This is a genomic window from Sphingobacterium sp. UBA7253 (genome assembly GCF_002472745.1).
Classification (GTDB): domain Bacteria; phylum Bacteroidota; class Bacteroidia; order Sphingobacteriales; family Sphingobacteriaceae; genus Sphingobacterium; species Sphingobacterium siyangense.
Map to the genome: position 1 here is coordinate 1 of NZ_DKSP01000243.1, position 25,034 is coordinate 25,034.

A 25,034-nucleotide genomic window follows, 5' to 3' on the forward strand; every position below is an offset into this window, starting at 1 on the left:
TTGTGGTAACGCATAAAATTCTCCAGGATTCATACGGGAAGGTACGACAAAGTCGCGTGCTCCCTCCGGAGTTGATTTAATCAGGTATGGAGTTTCTACTTCCAGGAAGTTTTGGGAGTCAAGATAACGGCGTACCTCTTGTGAGGTCTTATGACGTAAAATAAGGTTTTCACGTACGGGGTTACGACGCAAATCCAGGTATCTGAACTTCATTCTGATGTCATCACCACCATCTGTTTCATCTTCTATTGTAAAAGGGGGTAATTTAGCGGCATTTAATATTTCAAGATTTGAAACCTTGATTTCAATGTCTCCAGTGGAGATTTTAGCATTTTTATTAGAGCGTTCGATAACTTCTCCGGTTACCTTGATGACATATTCTCTTCCGAGCTCACGGGCACTTGCGCGCAAGGAAGCATCATCATCTGCATTGAACGTTAATTGTGTGATACCATATCGGTCTCTAACATCGATGAAAGTCATACCGCCCAAATCGCGCGATTTTTGAACCCATCCACTTAGGGTAACCGTTTTCCCTAAGTCAGCTAGTGTTAATTCTCCACAAGTGTGTGTTCTGTGCATATCGTTATGAAAATTATATTTGACGCAAAATTATTGGTTTTACTCGACAATAACGAATTCTGTTTAGGTTATTTGAGTAGCGTTCTCCCACTTTCTTCCACATCTTTTCTTTCTGTTTTTGTTGTCTCCCACTTTGCCCCCTTTTGAGAGAAAAATTGGGTAAAATTAAATTTCTAAAGAGGAAATTTTTACAATTCATTTCTGATTTTGATAAAAAAAAGAGCGAAAAATCGTGTCTCGTGTAATAGTTTGTTTTGCTGATAAATTGGGGTTTAACTGCTTGTAAATAAGGTTTTACATGTGTTTCATTCCAAGAGTACTTCTGTTTGTTGTAGCTATTTGTCGATGTGGAAAACTTTTTTATGTGATAAAGTGGGGGAAAGTGGGAGAAAGTGTATACTTTTACATTTAAATTAGAATAGGATAATTGACGACATGACTCAGTTGATCGGAGAATTCGAATGCAAGTTAGACGCCAAAGGAAGAATGGTGTTGCCAGCTGCGCTCAAGAGGCAAATGCCTCATGTAGAGCGGGATGGCCTTGTAGTGAATCGCGGTTTTGAGAAACATCTGGTATTTTATCCAAGAGAAGAGTGGGATTTGATGACGGCTAAGCTGGCGAAATTGAATCAATTCGATCCTAAAGTACGGGCGTTTGTTCGTGCTTTTACGCGTGGCGCTACGGAATTAACGTTGGATGCTGCGGGGCGTGTTTTGTTACCAAAAAGTTTGTTGGAATTTGCGGGCATAAGCACTGAATTGGTTTTGGCTTGTCAGTTTAATAAGATTGAGGTTTGGTCAAAAGAAGGATATGAGGAATTGATGGGTGATGGCGGAGTAGAGGATATATCATCTTTGGCGGCAGAGGTAATGGGGGATATTAATTTTGGACTATAAGCGTATGGAGAATGTATATCATGTTCCGGTAATGTTGCAAGAATGCATGGATGCTTTGGCTATTAAGCCGGATGGTATCTACGTGGATGTAACTTTTGGTGGTGGTGGTCATTCTCGGGAGATTTTGAAGAGATTGGGGCCAAAAGGGAAGCTGTTTGCTTTTGATCAGGATCCCGATGCATTGGAGAATGCAATTGACGATCCTCGTTTTACATTGATACATCAAAACTTTAGGTTTTTAAAGAATAGCCTTCGATTGGAAGGAGTGCGTTCTGTAGATGGTATTTTGGCAGATTTAGGTGTTTCCTCGCATCAATTTGATGCGGCTGATCGTGGGTTTTCTATTCGCTTTGACGCGGATCTGGATATGCGTATGGATCAAGTTGGTGATTTAGATGCGAAGTCGCTTTTGGCGACTTATTCGGAGGAGGATCTTCACCGCATTTTTGGGATGTATGGTGAAATCATGAATGCCAAGTCGCTTGCGAAAACAATTGTTACTGCACGTTTGGCACAGCCAATCCAGACTGTTGCCGAATTGAAAGAGGTGATTCAACGGATGGTTCCGAAAGGTAAAGAACATAAGTATCATGCGCAGGTATTTCAGGCGCTTCGTATAGAAGTGAATCGCGAGTTGGAAGCCTTACAGGAGTTTTTGTTGCAAACAGTTGATGTGTTACATGTTGAAGGTCGATTGGCGGTGATGTCCTATCATTCTCTGGAGGATCGTTTGGTCAAAAATTTTATGGCCAAAGGAAAGTTTAAAGGAGAAGTTGAAAAGGATTTTTTTGGAAATGAAATTAAGCCATTTCATGTGTTGAGCCGTAAAGCAATTACGGCATCTGCGCAAGAGTTGGCGTTAAATAATAGATCGCGCAGTGCGAAACTGCGTATTGCTGAAAAGTTGGATTTGTCTTAAAAATGGAGCGAGAGGATGAGCAGAAATACGATAAGACAGAAAGAATTGAGTGAAGAAGTTCAGGAGGAACTACAAGAAACTGTCGAAGAAAAGGCGGAACAAACAGAAGCGTTTATTAAAACGCTTTTTACCGTTGGAGACCTTTCGTTAAATAAAATATTGCAGTACTTGCCGTTTGGAGCTTTTATCGCCTTTCTGATGTTGTTGTATATTTCCAATCGTCATTTTGCAGAGCGAACTATTCGGAGTATCGATAAAGTGAGTAAAGAGGTGAAGGAGTTGGGCTGGGATCATAAATCGCTCTCCGCCGAACTGATGAAAATGTCTACACAGACAGAAATTGCCAAACGTGTAGATTCGCTGGGATTGAAAGAGCGTGTGGAGCCACCGATCAAAGTTGAAGTTATAGAGAATAAGGAAGATAAATAGGAAGAGTTATGAGTATCAGAAATACGATTCTTGTTCGTGTCTATTTTGCTTTTGGGCTTATCGTACTACTTGCGTTTTTGGTATTTGGAAAAATGACAAAGTTGCAGTATGTCGATGGAGAGCATTGGAAAGCTTTAGCGGATAGCCTTTCTATTCAGGAACGAGAGGTGGAGGCTGCTCGTGGTAATATCTATTCAAATGACGGAAGCTTGTTGGCTACATCAGTGCCTGAATATGAGCTTCGTTTTGATGCAATGGCTATTCCGGAAGAGGATGAAGAGTATTTCAATTTGAAAGTTGACTCCTTGGCTATTAAACTTGCTGATTTTTTTAAAGATAAATCATCGCGGCAGTATTTGACATTATTAAAACAGGCGCGCAATAAAAAACAACGCTACTTGTTGCTCAAACGTAATGTGTCACATCAGGATTTAAAACGGGTAAAACAATTTCCTTTACTTAAATCTGCTCGTGTCAACAAGGAACGTTTTCCAAGTTGTTTGATTACTGATAGGCAGAATAAGCGCATTTTACCTTTTGTCAATCTCGCTGCGAGGACCATCGGTTATAAAAATGTGAAAGAAGATATTCATGTTGGACTGGAAGGTGCGTATGGAGAATATATCGACGGAAAAAGCGGGAAGAGGTTAATGCAGCGTATTGCCGGTGGGGTATGGATTCCTGTCAACAAAGATATTGAGGTTGCTCCGGTTGATGGGTCTGATATTATCTCGACCATTGATGTGAATATGCAGGATATGGCGCAAAGGGCCCTGGAGAAGCAGATGATTACAAGTAACGCGGATGAGGGCTGTGTTGTGATGATGGAGGTGAAAACAGGAGAGGTGCGTGCGGTGGCCAATTTTATGCGTGATAAAGATGGGGTCTATCGTGAAAAGTTCAATCTTGCAATTGCGCAAAGTGCAGATCCAGGTTCAACATTTAAGTTGGCTTCTTATTTGGCTTTGATTGATGATAAGAAAATAGACTCGAGTACAACAGTGAATATTGGTAATGGTAATTGGCCAATTTACAAGCATACCATTCGTGATTCACATGCGCCTAAGAAGTCTATAATTTCTGCGAAAAGGGCCTTTGAGGAGTCGTCGAATGTGGGTGTTACTAAGTTTGTTTATCAGGCTTATAAAGATAACCCAGATCAGTTTACATCAAAACTGCATTCTTTTGGTTTTGGAAAAACGCTAGATCTGCAGATTCCAGGCGAAGGAGTTCCCTTGGTGAAATCTTCGAAAAGTAAAAGCTGGAGTGGGTTGTCGCTGGTACAGATGGCTTACGGCTATGAAATGAAAATTACGCCATTGCAAACGTTGACATTTTATAATGCTGTCGCAAATAATGGTAAGTTGATAGCGCCGCTATTTGTTAAAGAAATTCGGCATTTAGGAAATACAATTCAAACGTTTCAAGCGAAAGTCATTAATGAAAAGATCGCCTCGGATCATGCTTTAGCAGAGGTGCGGGGAATGATGGAAGGCGTTATGACTGAAGGGACAGGTAGAAGTGTTGCTAGCCCATTGTATAGCTCTGGTGGTAAAACAGGAACGGCACAGATGGCTGATGGCTCGAGAGGGTACGGTGCTAGACGATATCAATCTTCATTTGCTGGGTATTTTCCAGCTGAAGATCCAAAATATTCCATTATTGTCGTGATTCGTAATCCGAGAAATGGATATTATGGGGCATCGATTGCAGGTCCTGTATTTAAAGAGCTTGCAGACATGGTATATGCAAACGATATGGAGATGGAGGGAAAAAAGACGTTTAAAGCAGTTAATGTGGGCGGAAGAATGCCATTGACTTTGCAGGGGTCGAAGGAAGCTAGTAAAAAAGTGTACGATAAGTTGGGGATTAATACCGTGAATTGGGATACGATTGCGCGGGGAGAGGTGGATACCTCGACACGAGGCGTACCATTCATAGATTTAAAATATAAAGAAGGAATCGTTCCGAATGTTGTCGGAATGGGATTGATGGATGCTTTATATGTTGTGGAGAATGCAGGATTTAAAGCGCACGTGACAGGAAAAGGAAGAGTTGGAATGCAGTCGTTAGCTGCAGGACAGAAACTGGCTTTTGGAACGGCGATAAATTTAGAACTTAAGTAATGATGGATTTAAAAAAAGTATTGCATGCTATTCCTGTACAGCAGGTTGTAGGGAACCTTGAAGAGGTCGATGTGCACTCTTTGTGCTTTGATTCCAGAAAAGTGGAGTTGGGAAGTTTGTTTATCGCAGTGCGAGGTGTTCAAACAGATGGTCATTTGTTTGTAGACAAGGCAATTACTTCGGGAGCAAGAGCAGTTATTGTAGAGGAGTTGCCAAAAGAGACGTTAGACTCTGTTGCCTATATTTTAGTAGCCGATTCGGCATATGCTTTGGGTGTGGCTGCCGCTAATTTTTACGGAAATCCTTCGGAACAGTTGAAGTTGGTCGGTGTGACCGGCACAAATGGTAAAACGACAGTAGCTACATTGTTGTTTCAGCTGTTTACTGAGTTGGGCTACCATGTAGGCTTATTATCTACGGTGCAAAACCAGATTGGAACGAAGATTATATCAGCAACACATACAACACCGGACCCTATTCAATTGAATAAATTGTTACGGGATATGGTTGATGATGGCTGTGACTATGCATTTATGGAGGTTAGTTCACATGCTGTCGTTCAGGAACGTATTGCAGGCTTGGTGTTTGCGGGTGCAATATTCACAAATATTACGCATGATCACCTTGATTTTCATAAAACTTTTGATAACTATATTAAAGCGAAAAAGAAGTTTTTTGATGATTTGGATGCGAATGCTTTTGCTTTGACGAATGCTGACGATAGAAATGGCCAGGTCATGCTTCAAAATACAGTGGCACATCGGAAAAGCTATGGCTTGCGTTCTGGTGCAGATTTTAAAGCAAAGGTGATCGAAAGCCATTTCGATGGTATGTTGATGAGTGTTGACGGACAGGAAGTATGGGTGAAATTGATCGGCGATTTCAATGCATATAACCTTTTGGCGGTTTATGCTGCCGCTATCTTGCTTGAGCAGGAAACGGTGAAAGTGTTGACCGCACTTAGTACCTTGAAAGGAGCAGAAGGACGATTTGAAACGATGAAATCGGCTTCGGGTGTTTTTGGAATTGTAGACTACGCGCATACACCTGATGCGGTTGAAAATGTGTTGAAGACTATAAGTTCATTGCGACGCCCAGAGCAAAAAATCATTACGGTGTTAGGATGCGGCGGCGATCGGGATAAGACCAAAAGACCTGAAATGGCAGAGGCGGCTCTGCGTTATAGTGACCGTTTTTTAATTACATCTGATAATCCGCGGACGGAAGATCCTTATCAGATTATTAGAGATATCGAAGCTGGTGTGGCAGCAGACCAAAAGGCGAAGACGCTTTCTATAGCGGATCGTAAAGAAGCCATACGCACAGCATATCAGCTGGCTAATCCGGGGGATATTATCCTAGTGGCAGGAAAAGGGCATGAGAAATATCAAGATGTAAATGGTGTGAAACATCATTTTGATGATAAAGAAGTTTTAGAGAATACATTTAACGAACAATAGAAATATGTTGTACCATCTTTTTACGTGGCTTAGCGAATATATTCATATACCTGGAGGAGGTTTGTTTCAATACATCTCCTTTCGGACATCTATGGCCGTAATCGCTTCATTGATTATTACCACGGTTTTTGGGGGAAAATTGATTCAATTCTTGCATAATAAGCAAGTCGGAGAGACAATTCGTGATTTGGGGCTTGAAGGAGAAAAAAAGAAAGCTGGTACGCCAACAATGGGTGGGATCATCATCATTGCAGGTATCCTTATCCCGACCTTATTATTTGCAAAATTGACGAATATCTATGTGATTATCATGATTGTGACAACACTTTGGATGGGCGCAATTGGATTTTTAGATGATTATATAAAGGTTTTTAGACATAATAAAGATGGATTGGCTGGTAAGTTTAAGGTTGTTGGACAAGTAGGTTTGGGAGCCATAATTGCTTGTACGATGTACTTTCATCCGGATATTGTTGTTCGAAAAGGCGTGGATAAACCAACCTCTACCAAGCCCGTTGAAGTGGTTATCAATGAAGGCACAGGTGAGAAGACCTATGCTGAAAACGTGAAATCATCTAAGACAAATATTCCGTTTTATAAAAATAACGAGTTTGATTATGCTAAGGTGTTTAAAATATTCGGACTACAGAGCGATTATCTGACTTTCGTCGTCTTTTTAGTTGTCGTTATTTTTATCGTTACGGCCGTTTCAAACGGTGCAAATATTACGGACGGTATCGATGGTTTAGCCACGAGTACATCCGCTATCATTGGTGTTACTTTAGCCATTTTGGCGTACGTGTCAGGTAACGTAATCTTTTCGGATTACCTCAATATTATGTATATCCCCAATTCCGGAGAACTCGTGATTTTCGCCGGGGCATTTGTGGGGGCTTGCGTAGGTTTCTTATGGTATAACACGTATCCTGCCCAAGTTTTTATGGGTGATACGGGAAGTTTGGCAATAGGAGGTATAATTGCTGCTTTTGCTATCCTGATTCGGAAAGAGCTGTTGATTCCGATTTTATGTGGTGTATTTCTGTTGGAAAACCTGTCGGTTATTCTTCAAGTGTCGTATTTCAAATACACGAAGAAGAAATATGGTGAGGGTAGACGGATCTTTTTGATGTCGCCATTACATCACCATTTTCAGAAGAAGGGGTATCACGAAGCGAAAATTGTAACACGTTTTGTTATTGTAGGAATCATATTGGCCATTCTTACTATTGTAACATTGAAAATTAGATAATGATGTCAAACATTGCAACAATATATTATCCTCAATCTGGACGTTTGGTCATTTTAGGCGCCGGCGAAAGCGGTGTTGGAACGGCTATTCTTGGAAAAGAAAAGGGATTTGATGTATTTGTATCAGATAAAGGACTGATTGCGGACCACTATAAGGAACAATTGAAAGCCGAGGGAATAGCTTTTGAAGAAGGTAACCACGATGAAGAACGGATTTTGAATGCCGCTTTGGTTGTGAAGAGCCCCGGTATTCCAGAGACGGTGCCTTTGGTGGTCGCTCTGAAAGCAAAGAATATACCCGTGATTGCAGAAATTGAATTTGCGGCACAATATACCGATGCAAAGTTAATCTGTATTACAGGATCAAACGGAAAGTCTACGACGACGATGTTGACTTATGAAATGCTTAAGCATGGCGGTTTAAATGTTGGATTGGCCGGTAATATTGGAAAGAGCTTTGCGCTTCAGGTAGCTAAAGAACAGTTTGATTGCTATGTCTTGGAAATATCAAGCTTTATGCTGGACGATATGTACCATTTTAGAGCAGATGTTGCTGTTATATTAAATATTACGCCTGATCATTTGGATCGCTATGACCATAAAATGGAAAATTATGTGGATTCAAAATTCAGGATGATTCAGAACCAAACGGAGAACGATTATTTTATATACTGCCTGGACGATCCAGAAACAATTAAAGGATTGGAAAGACATCATAGTAAAGGGGCCTATTTGCCTTTTACACAGGAACAACTTGTTGAATTGGGCGCTTATTTAAATGCCAATAAAACAATAATTATTAATACACCAAATAACGATACATTCACTATGAGAGCTGAGGAATTGTCATTGCAGGGGAAGCATAATATTTATAATAGCATGGCTTCTGGGTTAATTGCGAAAGTGCAGGAATTGAGAAATCAAGTGATGAAAGAGAGCATGGGCTCGTATGTGAATATTCCACATCGCCTGGAACATGTCGCCTGTATCGGCGGTGTAAATTACATTAACGATTCAAAGGCAACGAATGTAAATTCGGTATGGTATGCTTTGGAAAGTTTCTCTACACCAATCGTATTGTTATTAGGTGGTGTAGATAAGGGAAATGATTACAGTATGCTTGCTGATTTGGTCAAAGACAAAGTACGCGCTATTGTTTGTTTGGGAAAAGATACGGCAGCAATTCATAAAGCATTTGAACAAGATGTGGAGATTATAGTCAACAGTACCTCCATGCAAGATGCCGTGGTATTGTCTTCACACTTGGCCCAAAAAGGTGATACCGTCTTATTGTCTCCTGCTTGTGCTAGTTTTGATTGGTTCAAGAACTATGAAGATCGTGGCGATAAATTTAAAGCGACTGTAATGGAATTATAAATGGTATAACCCAATAAGAGGAGGAAGGATATGCTACAGAATATAATGTCTAAATTGAAGGGTGACCGATGGATATGGATCATTGTGATTATCTTATCGGGATGGTCACTTTTGGCTGTATACAGTTCGGTGGGTACATTGGCGTATAAAGAAGGGAAGGGAACAGAAATGTATTTGTTAAAACACTTTTCTATTATTGCCGTTGGGTTTATCCTCATGTATCTTTCCCATAAGTTGGATTATCGGTATTACGCTGGTATATCCAAAATTATGATGGGCATTACAATCCCCTTATTGCTGTTTACTTTATTGTTTGGTAGTAAAGTTAATGAGGCAAGTCGTTGGTTGACCATACCTGGTATCGGTTTAACGTTTCAAACATCGGATTTGGCAAAGTTGTCACTCATTGTCTTTCTTGCGCGGATGTTATCCCGGAAACAGGAAGAGATCAAGGATGTTAAAAAATCGTTCTTACCTATTATGGGATCGGTGTGCGGTGTATTTATTCTGATTGCCTTGGCCAACTTATCTACAGCATTAATGCTATTTGGAGTGAGTGTTTTATTGCTGTTGATCGGCCGGATTAGTTTTAAACAAATTGCTATCGTCTGCTGTGGTGGTGGTATTCTTCTGATGATGGTTATCTTTTTTGGTCCACGTAGGGCAACCTATATCAGTCGGGTAAAATCTTTTTTTCATACTGAAAAAGTAGATAAAACGGTATCCTTCCAGGATGATAAAAATTATCAGGCAAACAATGCAAAGATCGCAATTGCTACAGGAGGGCTCTTTGGTAAAGGCCCGGGAAATAGCGTTCAGCGAAATGTATTGCCGCATCCATATTCCGATTTTATTTATGCTATTATTATTGAGGAGTACGGGACAGTCGGTGGGGTAATCCTGCTATTTCTATATCTGGCCTTTATGTATCGATGTATACGTATTGTCACGATGAGTCCCAAAGCTTTCGGTACTTTTCTGGCAGCGGGTTTGGGATTTAGTTTGACGATTCAGGCCCTAGCAAATATGGCTGTTGCTGTAGGCTTAGGACCAGTTACGGGGGTTCCGCTTCCACTCGTGAGTATGGGAGGAACATCTATTTTATTTACGAGTGTCGCTTTAGGAATTATCCTGAGTGTGAGCAGAAATATTGAAGAATTAAAAGGTAAAGAAGAGCTGGATGAAAAGCCTAAACCGAAAAAAGTGGTTATAGGATCAATTCCAGCATAATAAAAAATTGAGCATGGCAATTCGTGTAATTATTAGTGGTGGTGGAACCGGAGGACATATCTTTCCGGCGATTTCAATTGCAAATGCACTGAAGGAAATGGATCCTGCAAATGAAATTCTATTTGTGGGTGCCAATGGCCGGATGGAAATGGATAAAGTGCCAGCTGCCGGTTATCAAATTATTGGACTTGATATCCAGGGGATCAATAGAAAACAGCTGTGGAAAAATATCTTCTTGCCATTTAAGCTTATGAAAAGCTTGAATATGGCAAAAAGTGTAATTAAGGATTTTAGACCGGATGTGGCTGTAGGTGTAGGGGGCTTTGCCTCCGGACCTTTGTTAATGATGGCGAATAAATTGGGCGTGCCAACCGTTGTACAGGAACAAAATTCCTATGCAGGTGTGACCAATAAAAAAGTTGGGGCAAAGGCAGCAAAAATATGTGTCGCCTATGAGGGGATGGAGCAATTTTTTCCTGCGGAGAAGCTGTTACTCACAGGGAATCCAATAAGACGTGAGTCTATAGCGATTGCAGGGAAAAGAGAAGAAGCTTTAACGTTCTTTGGGTTAGATCCACACAAAAAGACAATTTTGGTGCTCGGTGGAAGTTTGGGGGCTAAAACATTAAATGAAAGTGTGCTTGCTTACCTAAATGAATTAAAGGGAGAGGATGTGCAAGTAATCTGGCAATGCGGTAGTTTCTATGTCGAAAAGTTGCAGGAAGAGTTAGCGGGGAAATTGCCACAGAATATTAAGATGTTGGCCTTTTTACAACGTATGGACTATGCTTATGCAGCGGCAGATTTAATTATTAGCCGCGCCGGAGCGGGTACGATTTCTGAGCTCTGTGTAGTCGGTAAGCCTGTTATCCTTGTGCCTTCGCCCAATGTGGCCGAAGACCATCAGACCAAAAATGCAATGGCATTGGTCAATAAGGGGGCTGCATTGTTGGTTAAGGATAGTGATGCAAAAAAAGACCTGGTGCCTGCTGCTTTAACTTTATTAAAAGACGCAGATCATGTCGCACAATTAAGTGAAAATATTAAAAAACTCGGTAAGTTGAATGCTGACGTGCAGATTGCCGAGGAGGTGTATAAATTGGTAAATAAAAAATAGACGAAGTATGAATCTAGATGCAATAAAACAAGTTTACTTGATCGGAATAGGTGGTATAGGCATGAGTGGTCTTGCGCGCTATTTTAAGCATTTGGGCTGTGAGGTGAATGGATATGACCGTACAGAAACTGAGCTGACTAAAACCTTAGTCAAGGAAGGAATCGCGATCTCATATCAGGATGATATCAATACGATTGATGCTATTTTTCACGTACCTACAGCGGAGACATTAGTCATTTTTACACCAGCCATTCCTAAAGATTCGAAGATTAAAGCTTTTTTGGAATCTCAAGGACATATACTATATAAGAGATCGCAGGTTTTGGGGATCATTAGTGAGAGTAGATTTACGGTCGCTGTTGCCGGTACACATGGTAAAACGACAACTTCTACAATGGTGGCACATGTATTGAAAGATTCGGGTTACGACTGTTCTGCCTTTTTGGGCGGAATCAGTTCTAATTACGGTACCAATGTGCTTTATGGAAATAATAATACAGTTGTGGTTGAGGCTGATGAGTTTGATCGCTCATTTCTGACGCTTCACCCCAATATCGCAATAGTAACTTCTTCTGATGCGGATCATTTGGACATTTATGGAGATCGCAGCCATCTGCTCGAATCATTCCAATTGTTCTTGGATAAAGTAGTTGAAGGAGGTACACGTATTATAAAAAAAGGCCTCGAGTTTGCTGGACAAATAAGTTATTCAGGCCATGAAATCGCTGATGCATATGCTTCCAATGTGCATGTACGCGACGGAGAGTTCTTTTTTGACTACCAAGATACCAACGGGCGGATAGATGATATCCATTTAGGTATTCCTGGTACCCACAATGTTGAAAATGCGGTAGCCGCGATTGCAGTAGCCCGTTTACTTGGGATTGAAAATGAAGCGATCAAGAAGGCATTGACAACATTCAAAGGAGTAAAAAGAAGGTTTGAATATATTGTCCGTAAACCTGGAACGGTGTATATCGATGACTATGCGCACCATCCAGAGGAACTGCGTGCATTTTTAACTTCGATGCGTAAATTGTATCCTACAAAAAAACTAAATGTGGTCTTTCAGCCGCATTTATTTTCCCGTACACGGGATTTTGTGGATGGTTTCGCAGAGGTACTGTCCATGGCAGACAATCTGTTGTTAATGGAAATTTATCCAGCTCGGGAACTTCCAATTGAAGGGATCAATTCGAGTTGGTTATTGGATAAAATTACGGCAGAGAAAAAACAGCTTGTAACTGCAGAAGAAGTCTTGGAATTCGCACGCGATGAAAAGCCGGAACTGATTGTTACAGTTGGGGCAGGTGATATTGATAAATTGGTTAAACCGTTACAGGAAATTTTAGGGCATGCTTAAAAAATTACGTAACATACAATGGAATCGTGTACTCTACTTTACGCTGTTTTTTATCGGCGTAATAGTTGTCGTCGTGATTATGACTATTGTGGGGAAACGTGATGAGCAGCAGGTTTGTAAAGATATTAAAATTGTCATTGAAGGCACAGAAGCTTTTATTGATCAGGCTGATATCTCCAAACTGATAGAACAAAACTATGGTAGTTTTGCGGGAAAGAAAGTCAATGGAATTCCCTTTCAAAAGGTTGAAAAAACCTTGCGCAAATTACCTTATGTTTCCGATGCCAGTATACATGCCGATATGGATGGTACGATCAGAATTAATATTAGTCAGCGCGAGGCTGTCATGCGGGTCATCAACAAAAATGGAAAGGAATTTTATGTGGACCCCAATGGGTTGAAGATACCGACAACGTTGAAGTATATACCGCATATCATGGTTGCAACGGGTAACATCGCAGAAGGATATAATGAAGCACTGGATACCATATCAACGCCCTTGGTTAAAGATTTGGTAAAGGTTATTGAGTTTATCAAAAACGATGAATTATGGAGTAATCAAGTTGTGCAGATATATGTCAACGGGGATAAGGATATTGAACTTGTGCCTCGTATAGGGACACAGCAGTTGATTGTTGGATCGGCAGATTCATTGGAACAAAAATTTGAATTATTAAAGACCTTTTATACGCAGATCATGCCAAAAGTGGGTATAAATGCTTACGGTGTTGTCAACGTAAAATATGGAGGTCAGATTATCTGTGAAAAGAGGGGAAACTGGAGTTTTTCAGATGATCAAACAAAAAAAGTAGCAAATAATACATTATAGTAATACAGCAACAATACAGGAAATTATGAACTCAAAGGCAGCAGAAATTGAAAGAGAAAACCCAATTATCGTGGGACTCGATATTGGTACTACCAAAATTTGTGTTACGGTTGGGAGACGTAGCTCAGGAAACAAAATTGAATTATTAGGTGTGGGCAAAGCTGACTCTGCAGGTGTAAGCAGAGGGGTGGTTGCTAATATCCAGAAAACTGTGGGAAGCATTTTAGAGGCTGTCGAGATAGCCGAAGCACAGTCCAATGTGGATATTAAAGTGGTGAATGTGGGAATTGCTGGCCAACACATCAAAAGTATTCAACACCGTGGAATATTTACCAAAACTGATGGTGATGATGAAATCATTCGACGCGATATCGAACGACTGATTTCGGATATGTATAAACTGGTACTGCCTCCAGGAGAAGAAATTATACATGTTTTACCACAAGAGTTTACGGTAGATAACGAACCCGGAATTCGCGAACCAATCGGTATGGCTGGTCGTCGTATTGAAGCAAATTTTCATATTATATCGGGACGTGTGACGGATATTAAAAATATCAAGAAATGTATTGATAATTCCAATCTGGAAGTTGCTGAATTAATTCTCGAGCCTTTAGCGTCTTCCGAAGCTGTATTGGATGAAGACGAAAAAAATGCTGGCGTTGTATTAGTGGATATCGGTGGTGGAACCACGGATGTTGCCATCTTCCATGAAGGAATTATTCGTCACACTGCTGTGATTCCTTTAGGCGGTAATATTGTAACGGAAGATATCCGTCAAGGATGTTCTGTTTTGCGTTCTCAGGCTGAATTGTTGAAAACTCGTTTCGGATCGGCTCTAGCTGATGAAAATAAAGAAAATGAGGTGATTTGTGTGCCAGGATTGAAAGGTCGTGAACCAAAGGAAATTTCCGTTAAAAATTTGGCTTATATTATTCAAGCTAGAATGGAAGAAATTATTGAGCACGTGTACTATGAAATCAAATCTTCTGGATATGAAAATAAACTGATCGGTGGTATTGTTATTACCGGTGGTGGTGCTCAATTAAAACATTTGGTACAACTTGTTGAGTATATTACTGGAATAGATTGTCGTATCGGATTTCCGAATGAATATCTTTCTAAGAATGAGGTTTTACCAAAACCGTTGTTCGAAGAATTGAAAAGCCCTTTGTATGCAACAAGTATTGGCTTGTTGATTAAGGGAATTCAATCCCATGAGGAAGAAGAAGATAGCCGTAGAGAAATGCACGCCCCATCGAAAAAAGTGCAGGCTGCTACGGTGACAACAAAAGAGGTTTCTGAACAACAACAAAAAGAGCAAGGATTATTGTCATGGTTCAAACGTTTTATCAAAGACGGTAACGAAATCGATGACGCAAGTTTTTTAGATAAGAAGTAAGTTTTCCACAATAGTTGAAGTTTTCCACAATTTAACAAATGTGGAAAACTTTTGTTGAAATTATATTATTATTACATTACATATAGTGGGTTTGATTCGTTCTGATATCATCTTCATTGTAAGTTAAATAGGGATAAGTTATGTCAATACAGTTTGAAATGTTAAAAGAACAATCTTCAATAATCAAGGTTATTGGGGTTGGTGGTGGTGGCGGCAATGCCGTAAACCACATGTATAAACAAGGAATTAGTGGGGTAGATTTTATCGTGTGTAATACTGATGCGCAAGCATTGGAATTGAGCCCGATCCCAAATAAAGTTCAATTGGGAATAAGTCTAACCGAAGGTATGGGAGCAGGAGCAGATCCTGATGTAGGTGAAAATTCAGCAATCGAAAGTATTGAAGATATCAAACGTATGTTGGGTACCAATACCAAGATGTTGTTTATTACAGCTGGTATGGGCGGTGGTACTGGTACTGGTGCTAGCCCGGTATTGGCGAAAGCTGCCAAAGAATTGGGTATTTTAACTGTTGCGATTATTACGACACCATTTACATTTGAAGGTAAACGCCGTCGTTCTCAAGCGGAGGAAGGGCTTTCGGAATTACGTAAATATGTAGACTCTTATCTTGTTATTTCTAACGATCGTTTGCGTGAAATCTTCGGGAATCTAACGATGACAGCTGCTTTCGCGAAAGCGGATGATATTTTAACTACCGCTGCAAAAGGTATTGCCGAAATTATTACGATCCCTGGTTATGTAAACGTCGATTTTAAAGATGTACGTACCGTCATGAATGATAGCGGTGTTGCTATTATGGGTAACGCAATAGCTGAAGGTGAAGACCGTGCATTACGCGCTGTAGAAGGTGCTTTGGCTTCGCCTTTATTGAAAGACAATGAGATCGAAGGCGCTCGCTATATTTTATTGAATATTACTTCTGGAACAAAAGAAGTAACAATGGATGAGGTGGCAATCATTACGGATTACATTCAGGAAAAAGCTGGTTTGTCAGCTGATTTGATCTGGGGTAACTGTATTGACGAGAACTTTGAAGATGAGTTGTCAGTAACAATTATTGCTACCGGTTTTCAAACATCTGAAGAACGCGATAAAGAACGTGAAAATACAAAGGTGTCTATGCCCTTAACTGCTGAACCGGCTAATTCTTTTATCAAACCTGTTTCTCAGGTAGCACCAAGAGAAGTTCCAGCTACGAATAGTTTCGTGACTCCGGTTCAACGTGTGGATACACCAGTCCCTTCTTCAAATACGCCAACTCCAAATAATTTGCAATCTGATTTGTTCACTTCACCAAGAAATGCTGTGCAACAACAGGTGGCTGTTGAGGAACCTCAAGTTATACGTCATGATTTAGGTTTTGATGGTGGTTATGAAGAGGAAACTTCATTTGGAGACAATGATTTTCAATTGAAAACTTCGCCATCTGTGTTTCAATTCCAGATGCCAACAGTCTTCGATTCTTATACAGCACCTTCAGCTTCAGCATATGAGGAGAAACCTACTTTTTCATCAAGTACAACAAATGAACAAGTAGAAGTCCCGCAAGTGGAAGAAGAACAGGTGTCGTTTGAAGATCAGCTCGTTCGTACGAAAGAACGTATTTTGCGTCTTAAAGAATTAAGCATGAAATTAAAATCTTCTAATGGGCTACATGAGTTGGAAAATGAGCCTGCTTATAAGAGAAAACAAATGTCATTGGAAGATACACCGCATTCTTCACAATCTCAGGTGTCTCGTTTTACACTTTCTTTTGAAGATGGAAATACTGAAATCAGACCGAACAATTCTTTTCTACATGACAATGTAGACTAGTTGATTCACCATAAAATAACAAAAAGCCATCCAATCGGATGGCTTTTTTAGTATCTTTAAATACCGAAATAAGACAATTATACAAGCTATGACGACAAAATTAAATAACCCTGTATGGGTAATGAGTTCTGCATTTGATAAATTATCCTTACCGGAGTTGATTCAGACGACCAAAAGAATCGGGGCGGGGGGGATAGACCTCTGTGTGTTTAGAAAAGATGGTACCCGAGAAGATCATACTGCAACACATTTGGATTATGATGATTTTACTCCTGCAAAAGCGAGGGAAATAATTGAGCTGTTCAATCAGGCTGATTTAAAACTTTCGCTTGGTGCTTTTGAAAATATGATTGGTGGTGATCCTGAGCAACGTGTGAAGAATCAAAATCATTTATTGAAATTGATCCGTATTGCACATTTGCTTGGTGGTGATGCAAATAACGTCAAGGTAGGAACATTCGTTGGATATAATCACGAATTGGGCAATCAAATTGATGGATTTCAAAAAAATCTTGACGAATACAAACGTGTATTTGCTCCCATTGTTAATTATGCAGAGAGTTTAGGTGTAACCATCCTCTATGAGAATTGCCCAATGGAAGGATGGCGCTCATCACGTTATAGCTCTACCTATAACAATCTTCCCGCTGTGCTGGCCGCTCGTAAATTAATGTATGCGATGATTCCGAGTAAAGCTCATGGCGAGATTTATGATCCTTCGCATGATGTTTGGCAAAATACAAATCCGATTGAAGTTATTCGTAATACAGACATCAGCCGCTTACAGCGTATACATGTGAAGACTACACGTAATTTACAGACCGCTGCACGTATTGATTGGGGTGGAATGTACCCTATGCAGCATGTTGATGCTGAATTGGCTAAAAAGGCCAACGTAACTATTCCTGGGCATGACTGGGATAGACATCACTATGAAGCAATGTTACCAGGCTTTGGTGGATCCGATAGCATGGATTGGCGAGGCTTTGTTGACTTATTGCAAGAACGTGGTTTCAGTGGTCCCTTTGAGATCGAAAATGAAGCTAAGAATTCGAAAGATACAGGTGATTTTTCTGCAACGGTTCAAGGCTTTACGACCTGCCTCAACTTTTTAGCACCGATGTTATGGGATTTAGAAGCAGAGGTGGGGTATTCTTATAAGAAATCTCAGCCTTTAAAAGACCTGAACGTAAAAGATGTTCCAGTTGTTACGATGGATGAGTTAATTTAGTAGGATAAAAATGCACTCCAACAAAATGACTAGTTGTTGGAGTGTATTCTGAAAAGTTCAATAAGTTCAGGAATATTACAAACATTGAGTTTTTCAAAGATTCTGCTTTTATACGTGCTCACTGTTGAAGGGCTTAACTCCAACAAGCTAGATACTTCAATAATCCCCAGTCCCTTTATTAATTGTTTAGCAACGTCCACCTCTCTATTTGACAGACGTGCCAACGGATTTAGCTTCGTCAGTTCAGACTTGCTCTGTGTTAATTTCTGAATATATAGATCCTGTACATTGCTCGACATATACTTCCCTCTATCCTGAATAGCCAGAATAGCATTGGAAAGTTCAGCCATTGCTGTTGTTTTGTTGAGATAGCCTACTGCTCCTGCTTCGATATAGCGTAGTGCATATAGTGATTCGTCATAAGACGAGAAAATCAATATTTTGATGCTTGGTCGAATTTGAAGGATCTCCTCAACGACGCGTATATTATTTCCACCCGGCATATTAATGTCCAACAATAACAGGTCGAAATCCTCTACCTTTATTTTTTCAAGAACCTCGTCAAAGGTTTCAGCTTGGAATATTTCTGCCTTTTGAAGAGTTTCTTTAATAATAACGGAGGCTCCTAACCGTACAATACCGTGGTCGTCTGCTATAAGAATCTTTTTCATAGATATGCTATCTGATGCTGGGCTTTAATTACCGTATGAAATAAAGTACTAACAATATACAATATATCTTGATATTTTACTAGTTAACGCGCAAATATAAGAAATTAAGTTAATAAAAATTGGGGCGGTGCGAGTTGCGTATCTTTTTATATAAATAGGACATAGGCTAGAAAATATAGCACAATATGAGTTTAACGATAAAAAATTGGCATATTTTAATTAGATTTATGTGACAATTACTAGTTTTGTCATAATTTATGGACTAAAAAATTTAAATATGGGATTTTTAAAAGAGTTTAAAGAGTTTGCAATGCGCGGCAGCGTGGTCGATCTAGCTGTCGGTGTTGTTATCGGTGGAGCCTTTGGTAAAATTGTCACCTCATTGGTTGACGATATTATCATGCCGCCCATTGGTTATTTAACAGGCGGTGTTGATTTTTCATCCAAAAAATTGATTCTGAAGGCCGCTGATGAGGCTACTAAACAAGCTGAAGTATCCATTAATTATGGAAACTTTATTAATGTGGTTATTCAATTTTTAATTGTAGCATTCTGTATTTTTTGTGTTATCAAAGCTTTAAATTCATTGAAACGTAAAGAGGAAGCAGCTCCGGCGGCACCTGCAGCACCGACGAAAGAAGAAACACTTTTGACTGAGATCAGGGATATTCTGAAAAATAAATAGTGTAAGGTATATACTTCATTTATAAAAATCAGCACAGTCAAACTGTGCTGATTTTTATTTTATGGTAGTTGAAAAATTGTTTTTTGAAGCTGTAGCTGAATAAATTAGCTTGTCTGCTTCACATTAACTTTAAATGTTCGTAATATTGTTTGTTTTTGTCTAAAATAAACTTTACTTTTGCATTCCTCTTGGGGAGTTTTGTATTAATTGAAGTAAGAACAAATTAGCATAATAGCGTCATGAAAAGAACATTTCAGCCATCGCAAAGAAAAAGAAGAAACAAACACGGTTTTAGAGAGCGTATGAGCTCTGCAAACGGTAGAAGAGTATTAGCTTCACGTAGAGCTAAAGGTAGAAAACGTCTTACAGTGTCTGACGAATACCGTCACAAAGGTTAATCTTTGACAAGGATCGGTGGCCGCTTATAAGAGCTTTTTCTAATAAGATTAAGTCATCGTATGAAAAATACATTTACAAAAGAAGAACGGTTATGTGCGAAAAGGCGTATTGATGCGCTTTTTAAAAGCGGTTCTTCTTTTGTTTTGTATCCGTTTAGGGTTGTTTTTATCTTCGAGAAAAACAACTTGACTGACCATATTCCCTCCAGTCAGTCTATCATTTCAGTATCCAAACGTAGGTTCAAAAGAGCAGTTGATCGCAATTCGATTAAGCGAATGATGCGTGAGAGTTACCGTTTACAAAAATCGAATGATTTGATTCCGTTTTTGTTGAAACATAATGTAACTTTGTATTTAGCTATTCAATATGTAGGCAAGCAGATCTTAGCGTATGATGTGTTTAGCACCGCAATGAATAAAATGCTGAAAAAATTGCAGGATGAATGTGCTGAAGCTTATTTGGAAAAAGGGGATTAGACCCTTGTTTAGTTTTATTTTCTTGGCTATTATTCGTTTCTACCAAGTTTTTATCTCACCATTTTTAGGCGCCAATTGTAGATATACACCTACCTGTTCTCAGTACGGTAAGGAAGCTATTTTGAAATATGGTCCTTTTAAAGGTGGCTGGATGGCTTTGAAACGAATCGCACGTTGCAACCCTTGGGGTGGCCATGGGCATGATCCTGTACCTTGATTTCTATAACGACGATGAATAATTTAATTTTACAAATTGATACATCAACCGCTGTATGTTCGGTTGCCTTGAGTGAAAATGGTCAAACGTTGCAAGTCATCGATCTCGATGAACCAAATGCTCATGCGGCTAAATTGACTATTTTGATTGAGGAAATTCTTAAACAGACAGGCCGAAAGATGCAGGATTTGAACGCTGTTGCGGTGAGTATGGGGCCAGGCTCGTATACAGGCTTGCGGATAGGGGTGTCTACGGCCAAAGGTCTCTGTTATGCCTTAGATGTACCTTTAATCGCTATTAACACGTTAGAAGCGTTGTTTTTAGGCTATAAAGGGCAATTCGGTTTAACAGAAGATGAAGCTTACCTTCCTATGCTCGATGCCCGTCGGATGGAAGTCTATACAGCAGTTTATAATCATAACGCTATATTGGAGAGAGCGACATCTGCGGAAATCATCGATGTTGAGTATTTCAATGAATTATTGCTGAACTACCATCGTGTCCATTTATTTGGTTCGGGAGCCGATAAATTCCAGGATTTGTTCAGTGCAACGGATCGCGTGGATGTGCTGAGCGGATTTAATGTTTCCGCGGCTTTTCTATCGCTGTTGGCCTTTGATAAATTTCAGCGGAAAGAGTTTGAGGATGTTGCTTATTTCGAGCCATTCTATCTTAAAGATTTTGTGGTTACCCCTGCAAAGAAAAAGGTTGGCTTATTATAGCCAACCTTTTCTTTTGAACCACAAATAAATCGCAAGGGATATGGCAACCATGATTCCCATGGCCACTGGATATCCATAGTACCATTCTAATTCGGGCATATTTTTAAAATTCATTCCATAAATTCCTGCCACAAAAGTGATTGGCATAAAAAATACGGAGAAAATCGTCAGGATGCGCATAATCTCATTGGTGTGATTAGACGAGATGTTGAAATATACATTCAGTAGCTGTGCTACATTTTCCGATAAGTTTTCGTACAAGGTTGATGTCCGGACCTGGAGATCTTTTAAATCGCGGGTATAGACATCTTTTTTCGACGAGGAATGAAAATGCTCAACGACCTCTCTGTAGAGAAAGATGACCTTTCGTGCAACATCAATCTGCCTTTTGATAAAATAGAGGTTTTTCAGTATTGGCTGTTGTTTCATGCGTTTGAGGAAATCAATTCTTCGTATGCATCGATGCGTGTTGAAAGTTGCTCTAAGGTTTGACTAAAGGTGAATACAGCCGCAGTCGTGATAAATACAGCCAGTTTACGGCTATTTTTTGTCTTGATGGACGTGAATTCAATATTCTTAAGTTTTTCTAAAAACTCGATACGACGTTTGTGTACAGTAATCACAAAATCACTTCCGTAGAAGATGGTCAGGCGATCGGTGATTTCCCCGATGCTGTCTGAATTTTCCTTGAAATTGTCCGACATGACACGGAGAATAACAAAGGTATAATTCTCAAATTCTTCAATTTTCGGTAGATGTTCTGGTTCTTTGGAATCCTTGATCGAAGCTTCATTCAAATTGAAGCGCTCTTTGATAAAGGTGAAGTCTTCTGAGGTTGGCTCAGCTATATCTATCCATTCGTAGTTTGCGATTTCCTTTTCAACAATCGTTCTGACCATAAATCCAATTTTAGTAAGGACAAGATAAGAAAGAAAATAAAAAAAGCCATCAACTCAGTTGATGGCTTTCCTAAATTATTATAACCTTCTATTTGTTTGAAGATTTATATTCTTCGTTTAACTGTTTGATTACCTCATTCGTGATTTCCAGAGATGGGTCAGCATACAATACAGTAGGGTTGCTTTTTGAATAGGTCAGCACCAGTTTGTAGCCATTTTCTGCAGCATGTTTTTTCAGGAATTCGGTAATTTTATTATAAACATTGTTGAATTCTTCAGACTCGTCTTTTGCAATAGAGGAAGAAGCTGTTTGATCTAAACGTGCAAGCTCATCTTGTTTACGTGCTAGTTTTTGTTCAGTAGCTTGTCTATCAGGGGCAGACATTGTAGCTGCATTTTTTTGATATTCGGCAACTTCCCGTTGGAATGCAGTGCTTTTAGATTGCAGATCCGTTTGTGCTTTCTTTACTTTGTTTTCAAGCTTTGATTTAATGTCCTTAAAATATTGATATTTTTCAGAAAGTGAATCCGAGTTTAAATAGACGATTTTATCTTTGTTACTTCCCTGGCTCTCCTTGCTTACCGTATTGGAATCATTTTTTGCAGGTTCGTTTGTTGTTTTTGCACCTTGGTTACATGATGCAATAGTTCCAACCAATAAAAGGCCAAAGGAAACTTTCGATACAATTGAAAATATAGTGTTCATTTTTTTGTTATTTGCAAATTATTACTGAAAACAAACCTAACATAAAAAAATCGAAATTCTAGTTTTTAGTAATAAAAAAGTAAAATTATCCTATGTATTATAATTCGGAATATAGGTTCAATACTTGTTCACGGACTTGATAAATCGGCCAAAATTTCGTATTTTTGAATATTACATTTAAGAGGTTTTCAATGAGCGAAGAAAATAAAAATGCATCCACCTATTCGGCCGATAATATTCAGGTATTAGAGGGTTTAGAGGCGGTTCGTAAGCGTCCATCCATGTATATTGGTGACACCGGTGTAAAAGGATTGCACCATTTGGTATACGAGGTTGTTGACAATTCAATCGATGAAGCTGTAGCAGGATATTGTACAGATATCTTTGTTACTATCCATAAAGATAATTCGATTTCTGTCCGGGATAACGGTCGTGGTATTCCTACAGGAATCAACAAAAAAGAGAATAAATCAGCCTTAGAGCTTGTAATGACTGTATTGCACGCCGGAGGTAAATTTGATAAAGATACATACAAGGTTTCTGGTGGTCTGCATGGTGTCGGTGTTTCCTGTGTGAATGCACTATCTACCCTTTTGAAGGCTGAGGTTCATCGCGATGGAAAGATTTTCCAGCAAGAATACCAAATTGGTAAGCCCTTGTATGATGTGAAAGAAGTTGGTGTTTCGGATAAGACGGGTACGATTGTAACCTTCCATCCAGATGCGACAATTTTCACGCAGACTACTGTTTATAATTACGATACATTGGCAAATCGTCTTCGTGAACTTGCATTTTTAAATAAAGGTGTGAGTTTGACGTTGAATGATGAGCGGGAGACTAATGAAGACGGTTCTGAAAAGAAAGAAACATTCTATTCAGAGGGTGGTCTGAAAGAGTTTGTGAAATTTTTAGATGGTAACCGTCAGTCGTTGATTCCTGAACCAATTTATGTTGAAGGCGTGAAACAAGGTATCCCTGTTGAACTGGCTTTACAATATAACGATACGTATTCGGAGAATGTCCATTCTTATGTGAATAACATCAATACGATTGAAGGTGGTTCTCACGTTGCGGGTTTCCGTCGTGGTTTGACACGTACTTTGAAAGCATATGCGGACAAGTCAGGTTTGCTTAAAAACTTAAAAGTGGAAATTACCGGTGATGACTTCCGTGAGGGATTGACAGCTGTAATTTCGGTGAAGGTTGCAGAACCTCAATTTGAGGGACAAACGAAGACGAAATTAGGTAACTCCGAGGTGATGGGGGCTGTAGATGTTGCTGTTGGTGAGATCTTAGGTGTTTATCTGGAAGAGAATCCACGTGAGGCAAAATCTATTGTTCAAAAGGTTGTCATTGCAGCTCAAGCACGTGCTGCTGCACGTAAGGCCCGTGATTTGGTCCAACGTAAAACCGTTATGGGGGGCTCCGGACTTCCTGGTAAATTAGCCGACTGTCAAGACAACGATCCTACCAAATGTGAGATTTATTTTGTCGAGGGGGATTCTGCGGGTGGTACTGCCAAGTCTGGTCGTGATAGAAAGCATCAGGCGATCATGCCTTTACGTGGTAAGATCCTGAACGTTGAAAAAGCGATGGAACATAAGATCTACGAAAATGAGGAGATCAAAAATATGTTTACAGCTTTGGGCGTGAGTGTAGGTACTGCCGAAGATGCTAAGGCATTGAATATTGAAAAATTACGTTATCACCGCATCATCATCATGACCGATGCCGATGTGGATGGGTCCCACATTACAACATTGATCTTGACGTTCTATTTCAGATACATGAAGGAATTGATCGAAAGAGGATATGTATATATCGCTACACCGCCGCTATACTTGGTGAAAAAAGGGAAAGAGCATGAGTACGCTTGGAATGAAGACCAACGTATCAATGCAATTCAACGTTTGAAAGGAAGTGGTAAAGAGGATAGCGTACACGTACAACGTTATAAAGGTCTTGGAGAGATGAATGCAGAACAGTTATGGGATACAACCATGAATCCTGAAACGCGTACTTTAAGACAAGTAACTATTGAAAACGCGGCAGAATGTGACCGTATCTTCTCGATGTTGATGGGTGATGAAGTTGCTCCGCGTCGTGAATTTATCGAAAAAAATGCACGTTATGCTAAAATTGATATTTAATTGATCTGATCATAAAAGAATAAAAAAAGCCTGATGAAATTTTTCATCAGGCTTTTTTTAT

The 25,034-nt window shown here is 39.6% G+C and carries 25 protein-coding genes; 20 read left to right on the forward strand and 5 right to left on the reverse strand.

Features of this window, described 5'->3' with window-relative positions; all coding sequences use genetic code 11:
* Positions 1 to 582 (reverse strand): amino acid--tRNA ligase-related protein (locus tag B2X72_RS25205; protein ID WP_286851999.1); only part of this gene is annotated, 582 nt, incomplete at its 3' end.
* Between the two features lie 435 nt (positions 583 to 1,017).
* Here B2X72_RS25205 and mraZ point away from each other — a divergent pair.
* The 14 genes from mraZ (at position 1,018) to B2X72_RS25275 (ending at position 18,048) form a co-directional block, all read left to right on the forward strand.
* Positions 1,018 to 1,479, forward strand: coding sequence for a division/cell wall cluster transcriptional repressor MraZ (gene mraZ / locus B2X72_RS25210; protein WP_070564930.1), 462 nt, complete (start codon positions 1,018 to 1,020; stop codon positions 1,477 to 1,479).
* 4 nt (positions 1,480 to 1,483) lie between these two features.
* Positions 1,484 to 2,398, forward strand: a complete 915-nt coding sequence (gene rsmH / locus B2X72_RS25215; protein WP_145328209.1) for a 16S rRNA (cytosine(1402)-N(4))-methyltransferase RsmH — start codon at positions 1,484 to 1,486, stop codon at positions 2,396 to 2,398.
* Positions 2,399 to 2,413: 15 nt separating this feature from the next.
* A complete protein-coding gene (locus B2X72_RS25220; RefSeq protein ID WP_075991280.1) occupies positions 2,414 to 2,827 on the forward strand; it encodes an FtsL-like putative cell division protein in 414 nt (137 codons plus the stop codon).
* A gap of 8 nt (positions 2,828 to 2,835) precedes the next feature.
* Positions 2,836 to 4,953 (forward strand): penicillin-binding protein, encoded by a 2,118-nt coding sequence (locus tag B2X72_RS25225; protein ID WP_145328210.1) that lies wholly within the window; start codon positions 2,836 to 2,838, stop codon positions 4,951 to 4,953.
* The gene (locus B2X72_RS25230) at positions 4,953 to 6,413 is read left to right on the forward strand and encodes a UDP-N-acetylmuramoyl-L-alanyl-D-glutamate--2,6-diaminopimelate ligase (RefSeq protein WP_286852000.1); all 1,461 of its coding nucleotides are present in this window, start codon (positions 4,953 to 4,955) and stop codon (positions 6,411 to 6,413) included. The genes B2X72_RS25225 and B2X72_RS25230 overlap by 1 nt, the downstream gene beginning before the upstream one ends.
* A 4-nt stretch (positions 6,414 to 6,417) precedes the next feature.
* Entirely contained in the window at positions 6,418 to 7,662 is a 1,245-nt protein-coding gene (gene mraY / locus B2X72_RS25235) for a phospho-N-acetylmuramoyl-pentapeptide-transferase (protein ID WP_201665954.1), read from the forward strand.
* A gap of 2 nt (positions 7,663 to 7,664) precedes the next feature.
* A complete protein-coding gene (gene murD / locus B2X72_RS25240) occupies positions 7,665 to 9,038 on the forward strand; it encodes a UDP-N-acetylmuramoyl-L-alanine--D-glutamate ligase (RefSeq protein WP_286852010.1) in 1,374 nt (457 codons plus the stop codon).
* A gap of 30 nt (positions 9,039 to 9,068) precedes the next feature.
* Positions 9,069 to 10,268 carry an FtsW/RodA/SpoVE family cell cycle protein gene (locus B2X72_RS25245; RefSeq protein WP_075991285.1) on the forward strand — a complete coding sequence of 400 codons (1,200 nt, stop codon included), beginning with the start codon at positions 9,069 to 9,071 and terminating at the stop codon, positions 10,266 to 10,268.
* Positions 10,269 to 10,281: 13 nt separating this feature from the next.
* Positions 10,282 to 11,385, forward strand: a complete 1,104-nt coding sequence (gene murG / locus B2X72_RS25250; protein ID WP_286735917.1) for an undecaprenyldiphospho-muramoylpentapeptide beta-N-acetylglucosaminyltransferase — start codon at positions 10,282 to 10,284, stop codon at positions 11,383 to 11,385.
* A 7-nt stretch (positions 11,386 to 11,392) separates the two neighbouring features.
* The gene (murC, locus tag B2X72_RS25255; protein ID WP_286735916.1) at positions 11,393 to 12,748 is read left to right on the forward strand and encodes a UDP-N-acetylmuramate--L-alanine ligase; all 1,356 of its coding nucleotides are present in this window, start codon (positions 11,393 to 11,395) and stop codon (positions 12,746 to 12,748) included.
* Entirely contained in the window at positions 12,741 to 13,577 is an 837-nt protein-coding gene (locus B2X72_RS25260; protein ID WP_120335351.1) for a cell division protein FtsQ/DivIB, read from the forward strand. Before murC ends, B2X72_RS25260 begins: the two co-directional genes overlap by 8 nt.
* Before the next feature lie 25 nt (positions 13,578 to 13,602).
* Positions 13,603 to 14,979, forward strand: a complete 1,377-nt coding sequence (ftsA, locus tag B2X72_RS25265) for a cell division protein FtsA (protein WP_070564959.1) — start codon at positions 13,603 to 13,605, stop codon at positions 14,977 to 14,979.
* 140 nt (positions 14,980 to 15,119) lie between these two features.
* Positions 15,120 to 16,817, forward strand: coding sequence for a cell division protein FtsZ (gene ftsZ / locus B2X72_RS25270; protein WP_088160422.1), 1,698 nt, complete (start codon positions 15,120 to 15,122; stop codon positions 16,815 to 16,817).
* 88 nt (positions 16,818 to 16,905) lie between these two features.
* The gene (locus B2X72_RS25275) at positions 16,906 to 18,048 is read left to right on the forward strand and encodes a sugar phosphate isomerase/epimerase family protein (protein WP_286852002.1); all 1,143 of its coding nucleotides are present in this window, start codon (positions 16,906 to 16,908) and stop codon (positions 18,046 to 18,048) included.
* A 29-nt stretch (positions 18,049 to 18,077) separates the two neighbouring features.
* On the opposite strand, the gene B2X72_RS25280 is transcribed toward B2X72_RS25275, so the two are convergent.
* Positions 18,078 to 18,719 carry a response regulator transcription factor gene (locus tag B2X72_RS25280; protein ID WP_286852005.1) on the reverse strand — a complete coding sequence of 214 codons (642 nt, stop codon included), beginning with the start codon at positions 18,717 to 18,719 and terminating at the stop codon, positions 18,078 to 18,080.
* Between the two features lie 277 nt (positions 18,720 to 18,996).
* On the opposite strand from B2X72_RS25280, the gene mscL reads away from it, so the two are divergent.
* From mscL to tsaB, 5 genes are all read left to right on the forward strand, one after another.
* On the forward strand, positions 18,997 to 19,404 hold the full coding sequence (gene mscL, locus B2X72_RS25285) for a large-conductance mechanosensitive channel protein MscL (RefSeq protein ID WP_046673978.1): 408 nt from the start codon (positions 18,997 to 18,999) through the stop codon (positions 19,402 to 19,404).
* 239 nt (positions 19,405 to 19,643) lie between these two features.
* Positions 19,644 to 19,802, forward strand: a complete 159-nt coding sequence (gene rpmH, locus B2X72_RS25290) for a 50S ribosomal protein L34 (protein WP_075991291.1) — start codon at positions 19,644 to 19,646, stop codon at positions 19,800 to 19,802.
* Positions 19,803 to 19,862: 60 nt separating this feature from the next.
* A complete protein-coding gene (locus B2X72_RS25295) occupies positions 19,863 to 20,279 on the forward strand; it encodes a ribonuclease P protein component (RefSeq protein WP_088160425.1) in 417 nt (138 codons plus the stop codon).
* Positions 20,242 to 20,496, forward strand: coding sequence for a membrane protein insertion efficiency factor YidD (gene yidD, locus B2X72_RS25300; RefSeq protein WP_075991293.1), 255 nt, complete (start codon positions 20,242 to 20,244; stop codon positions 20,494 to 20,496). The genes B2X72_RS25295 and yidD overlap by 38 nt, the downstream gene beginning before the upstream one ends.
* Before the next feature lie 14 nt (positions 20,497 to 20,510).
* Entirely contained in the window at positions 20,511 to 21,218 is a 708-nt protein-coding gene (gene tsaB / locus B2X72_RS25305) for a tRNA (adenosine(37)-N6)-threonylcarbamoyltransferase complex dimerization subunit type 1 TsaB (RefSeq protein WP_145328215.1), read from the forward strand.
* Here the strand turns inward: tsaB and B2X72_RS25310 are convergent.
* From B2X72_RS25310 to B2X72_RS25320, 3 genes are all read right to left on the reverse strand, one after another.
* Positions 21,213 to 21,647, reverse strand: a complete 435-nt coding sequence (locus B2X72_RS25310) for a CorA family divalent cation transporter (protein ID WP_286852007.1) — start codon at positions 21,645 to 21,647, stop codon at positions 21,213 to 21,215. The genes tsaB and B2X72_RS25310 overlap by 6 nt on opposite strands.
* Positions 21,644 to 22,117: a CorA family divalent cation transporter gene (locus B2X72_RS25315; protein WP_286852008.1), complete on the reverse strand. Its 474-nt coding sequence runs from the start codon at positions 22,115 to 22,117 to the stop codon at positions 21,644 to 21,646. The genes B2X72_RS25310 and B2X72_RS25315 overlap by 4 nt, the downstream gene beginning before the upstream one ends.
* A gap of 88 nt (positions 22,118 to 22,205) precedes the next feature.
* Positions 22,206 to 22,823 carry an OmpH family outer membrane protein gene (locus B2X72_RS25320; protein WP_088160428.1) on the reverse strand — a complete coding sequence of 206 codons (618 nt, stop codon included), beginning with the start codon at positions 22,821 to 22,823 and terminating at the stop codon, positions 22,206 to 22,208.
* A 191-nt stretch (positions 22,824 to 23,014) separates the two neighbouring features.
* Here B2X72_RS25320 and gyrB point away from each other — a divergent pair, with 191 nt between their 5' ends.
* Complete coding sequence (gene gyrB / locus B2X72_RS25325) at positions 23,015 to 24,973, forward strand: DNA topoisomerase (ATP-hydrolyzing) subunit B (RefSeq protein WP_088160429.1); 1,959 nt, start codon at positions 23,015 to 23,017, stop codon at positions 24,971 to 24,973.
* Positions 24,974 to 25,034 lie beyond the last annotated feature (61 nt).